Raw genomic sequence first — 4,499 nt, 5'->3', positions numbered from 1 at the left:
AATGTTCCACGGCTCGTCCTCCTGTGATGAGGATCGACTCGGCCCGTCCGAGAAACCCTCGGATGCGCAGTGTAGGGCCAGCCACCCAAGGCGCGTAGATGGACATACGGTCTTACGCTCGAGCAGCAGGCGCTGTACTGGGTTGATATCGAGAACCAGACTTTCAACCGCTTCGATCCGGCGACAGGCCGCAATGATAGTTGGCCTGTGCCCGCCACCCCCGGTTGCTTCAATTTCCGCGAGGGCGGCGGCGCTGTTGTGGCGACCAATGACGGGTTTTTCGATTTCGACTTTGCCACAAGCAGCTTCGACAAGATTTGCGATGCCCCGTTCGATGCCGCCGATTTCCGGTTCAACGATGGCAAGGCCGACCGTCAGGGGCGGTTGTGGGTCGGCAGCATTCGTTTGGCATTCAAGATCGACGGCCCGCCCGAAGGAACATTCTATCGCTATGAGGCGGGGAAGGTAACGCCGGTGATCCCCGACGTGATGGTGCCGAACGGCCCTGCTTTCAGCCCCGATGGCAAGACGATGTACCGGTCTGACTGGAGACCGGAAGGGCGAATCGTCATGCAGTACGATTATGACGTGACCACCGGCATTCCTTCCAACGAACGGCTGTTCACTGCCATGCCCGAAGGGTTCGGTATCCCCGACGGGGCGACAGTCGATAGTGAGGGTTTTTACTGGAATGCGATTCCTTATGGCGACAAGGGGCGTGTCGCGCGGTTCGCGCCAGACGGACCGTTGGATCTGCACTTCGAAATGCCGATCCTCGGCCCGACGATGGTAGCATTCGGGGGCAAGGACATGTCGACGCTGTTCATCACCTCGTGCCGGCTTGAATCGCACATGGGCCTGCCGGTCTCGCCGCTTGGCGGTGACATCTTTGCGGTTGAGACGCACGTGCACGGTGTGCCGGAAACCTTGACCGCCAGGGCCTGACAATCGCAGCACACTGGGGCCGGGCCGCGTCAATTCGCGGGGGGTGGTTGCCAATCAAGGCACTACCTGACGAGGCTACGCTAAAAACGCGAGGCTTGGCTTAGGGTGTGCAACGCAATACGTTCAGACGGCATGATCGGCAATGGATGCGGATATCGCTGCTTTCGCCGGATCGTCCTTGGGTGGGCGCGTCAACCACGGGCGTTTAGAATGTTTACCCACATTTGCGAGCCTACCAATATATTTGCACTTGCCCCTGTTATATGCCAACCTTGCGACCATGTCATCGCAAGTCACATTTCTTAGGGTTGAAGAACCCGTCGAAGGACTCCGTTCTCGCAAGAAGGCGAAACTGCGGATGTTGATCGAGGATGCTGCGCTCAGGCTGTTTGCGGATCAGGGCTATGAAGCGACGACTGTAGAGCAGATTGCCGCCGAGGTTGAAATCTCGGCGACAACATTCTTTCGCTATTATCCCAACAAGTCGGACGTCATCCTGTGTCATCAGGACGCCCATATGCCCGATCTGCGCGAGGTCATTCTGGCTTATCCGCCTGGCGAAAGCGATCTGGCAGCGGTGCGTCATGGCATCTTTGAGGTTTGGGTACCCAATGCTGACCCGGAACACAGCCGGCGTGCCGGGCTTGCGGCAGCGGGCTCAGCGTCGTTGCGCGGGCTTTACAACGATATGAGCCGTACCTGGCTGGAAGGCATCGCTGCCGCTCTGGCCCAACGGCGCGGGCTCACCGCACCCGACGATCAGGCCCTGATCACCGCGCGCGTAAGCCTTGGCGTGTTCAACGAAGCGGTCAGGAGTTGGGGTGTCGGTGAGTACAGTGAATGCCTCGGCACATTTGTTGAACAGGGCTTTGCTACGCTCAGGCAGCTTGCCGCAGAGTGGGCCAAATAATAAAAACGACAGGAAATGGGATGAGCTGCTTGAATTTCAGTGATGATAATATGCTGTCAACGCGCATGGGTGGCTTGGTGCTATGACCGTCACTCTGTCTTTGGAGGGCAAAGTCGCGCTGGTTACGGGCAGCGGACGGGGAATCGGTGCGGGCATTGCACGCAAGTTTGCTGAAGCGGGTGCCGCTGTCGCCGTATCCGCCCGTACGTCGAGCGAAATAGATAAGATCGCCGCCGAAATTCACGCGGCCGGGGGCAAGGCGATCGCCATTCCCTGCGACATGGCTGATCCGAATCAGTTGCCAGGTCTGGTTGAACAAACCATCGCGGGGTTGGGCGGGCTGGATATCATCGTCAACAATGCAGGCGGAGCCATGTCCCCGGCATTTGTCGATACGACCTATCAGGTGCTGGAAGATCATTTCCGGCTGATCGTCTCAATGCCGTTTGAACTGGTACGTCTGGCGCTTCCCCACCTGTTGGGGCGTCCGGGCGCGAACGTGATCAACATTCTGTCGCCCGGTGCCTACAGCGCGCCGCGTGGCAATCTGGCTTATTATGTCGCCAAAATGGCCTTGACCCAAATGACCAAGCTGATGGCGGCCGATATCGGGCCAAAAGTCAGGGTGAACGGCATCATTCCTGGGCCGATCGAAACGCCAGCGCTCGAAAAAGTCTTCGAAATGAGGCCGGAAATCCGCGAGGTCGCCAAGCAGGCGACGCGTGTAAGAAGACTGGGAACAAGTGAAGATGTAGCGCTTGGTGCACTCTATCTGGCATCGGATGCGGCATCGTTCGTCACCGGTTCGATCCTGCCGATCGATGGCGGGCGGGTCGAAGAAACCCGAACGGTTTCACCCGACCTCTGACCGGTGATTGACGTTCTGCTTCCCGATTTGATCGGGGGGCGAGGCACATACCGATTCTGGCGGAATGCATACAAGTTTCGCCAGGGAATTTTATCGAACAACAGGAGATTTCAGTGACGGGCAAGCCAATCGACAACCAGGCGATCGATCAACTGTTTCTGGAAGCGCGGACGCAAAACGCCTGGAAGCCTGATCCAGTCAGCGAAGATCTGCTGCGGCAGGTCTATGACCTTGCCCGGATGGCGCCGACTTCAGCCAATGGCAGCCCGGCCCGCTTTGTCATGCTGACCAGCAATGAAGCAAAGGAGCGGCTGAAACCTTACCTCGCGCCGACCAATGTCGACAAGATCATGGCCGCGCCGGTGAGCGTGATCATCGCCCATGACCTCGATTTCGGCGACAAGATGCCGCAGCTTTTCCCTGCGGCAGGCGCGGCGATGAAGGCCTACTTCGCCAGCGATGAACAAATGTCCAACGAAACCGCGTTCCGCAACGGTTCGTTGCAGGGCGCCTACTTCATCATGGCAGCGCGCGCGCTGGGCCTCGATTGCGGGCCGATCTCGGGCTTCAGCAATGCCGGAGTGGACGGCGAGTTTTTCCCTGAAGGCCGCATCAAGTCGAACTTCATCTGTGCAATCGGCCATGGCGATCCGGCTGGCGTCTGGCCGCGCAACCCGCGCCTGTCGTTCGAGGAAGCTTGCCAGCTTCTGTGATCGCCCAGATACTGTAATCTGCAAAACCCGGGGAACCGAACTCGTGCGTGAGGTCAGTTCCCAGGGGCCAATGCCGCGACAAAGCGCTCATCTCATTGACACCGCCTGGCTTTTTTCTGAAAACGCTACAAGCGCCTGAATCCGGCCCTTCGCATCGAACGACAGCACCGCGGCGTGAGCCGGCGGCTCTGCATAGAGGCCGACGACCTCGGTGAGTTTTTCAGCAAGCACGGACCCGTTCGACAGTGTGCAGCTGCGCGAGCGGCCTTGCTCGTGAAAAGGCGGAAGAACGCTGTCGTCAAAATTTCGACTTCCACCGCCATCTGTTCAACGGTTCTGGCTTAGTGCCTCCGTTCTGCGAACAATCTGAGCGCCACAAACTCGGATCATCATCCGCGTCTTCGCCGTCTTACGCGAACGAATCGCTTAGACAGGCCTGCGAATCTGGGAAAATTTGACCTGTGCCGACATGACGGCTTGGCCCCCTTAAAACGGGGGCCAGTACAAATATATTATCTTGCCTACAAGTGTTGGTGGAAGTACAAATTGACTGTCAAAGTCGGTGAGCCGGCGCATGAGGTTAAACCCCAATTCGTGGAGCAGGCCCGATGAGCAATTTGACCGTTCAGGGTAACCGGGGCAAATTCCCGGGCATTTATGCCTGAGCTGCGATGACGAGGTCTGGCAACCAGGGAATGTGTCGTGCTTTGGGAACGGCGAAGCGGCAGCCGAGGAACTGATAGAACGAGACGCCGAGCTTGGCGCATGTTTTCATGAGGCCGATCATGGTGTCGCGAGCGATCCTCCCGGCTTCGCTGACGGTTCCGCCGGAGATCTTGCGCTTGGTGACGAAGGCCCGGATGTCGTTTTCCGAACCGTTGGTATGCAGCGGGATCTCGGGGCGCTCGAGGACGCGCAGCAGCGAGGCTTTCTGACGATGAAGACGCGTCAGGAGCCGGTCCAGCATGACGTTGCCGGTGAGCCTGGTGAAGATGCGATCGAAGCGGGCGCGCAGGGCTCTGGCCCGTTTGGGATCGGGATTGCGCTGCCATGCCTTGAGGTC

Annotated in this window: 6 protein-coding genes; 4 read left to right on the top strand and 2 right to left on the bottom strand. The window is 58.6% G+C overall.

Going from position 1 to position 4,499, the window contains the following annotated elements; genetic code table 11:
* Nucleotides 1-132 precede the first annotated feature (132 nt).
* The 4 genes from BM052_RS19095 (at nt 133) to BM052_RS19080 (ending at nt 3,436) form a co-directional block, all read left to right on the top strand.
* Nucleotides 133-945 (top strand): SMP-30/gluconolactonase/LRE family protein, encoded by an 813-nt coding sequence (locus BM052_RS19095; RefSeq protein ID WP_255406270.1) that lies wholly within the window; start codon nt 133-135, stop codon nt 943-945.
* Nucleotides 946-1,303: 358 nt separating this feature from the next.
* A complete protein-coding gene (locus tag BM052_RS19090; protein WP_177198581.1) occupies nt 1,304-1,855 on the top strand; it encodes a TetR family transcriptional regulator in 552 nt (183 codons plus the stop codon).
* 82 nt (nt 1,856-1,937) lie between these two features.
* A complete protein-coding gene (locus BM052_RS19085) occupies nt 1,938-2,723 on the top strand; it encodes an SDR family NAD(P)-dependent oxidoreductase (RefSeq protein ID WP_091149443.1) in 786 nt (261 codons plus the stop codon).
* 113 nt (nt 2,724-2,836) lie between these two features.
* Entirely contained in the window at nt 2,837-3,436 is a 600-nt protein-coding gene (locus BM052_RS19080; protein ID WP_177198580.1) for a malonic semialdehyde reductase, read from the top strand.
* 87 nt (nt 3,437-3,523) lie between these two features.
* Here BM052_RS19080 and BM052_RS20060 read toward each other — a convergent pair whose 3' ends face one another.
* On the bottom strand, nt 3,524-3,667 hold the full coding sequence (locus tag BM052_RS20060; protein WP_177198579.1) for a hypothetical protein: 144 nt from the start codon (nt 3,665-3,667) through the stop codon (nt 3,524-3,526).
* A gap of 424 nt (nt 3,668-4,091) precedes the next feature.
* A partial coding sequence (locus BM052_RS19075; protein ID WP_143084916.1) for an IS66 family transposase occupies nt 4,092-4,499 on the bottom strand: 408 nt, incomplete at its 5' end.

Source organism: Novosphingobium sp. CF614, assembly GCF_900113255.1.
GTDB lineage: Bacteria > Pseudomonadota > Alphaproteobacteria > Sphingomonadales > Sphingomonadaceae > Novosphingobium.
The sequence above is the reverse complement of the archived record's forward strand: the minus strand, read 5'-3'. Positions and strand labels throughout refer to the sequence as shown.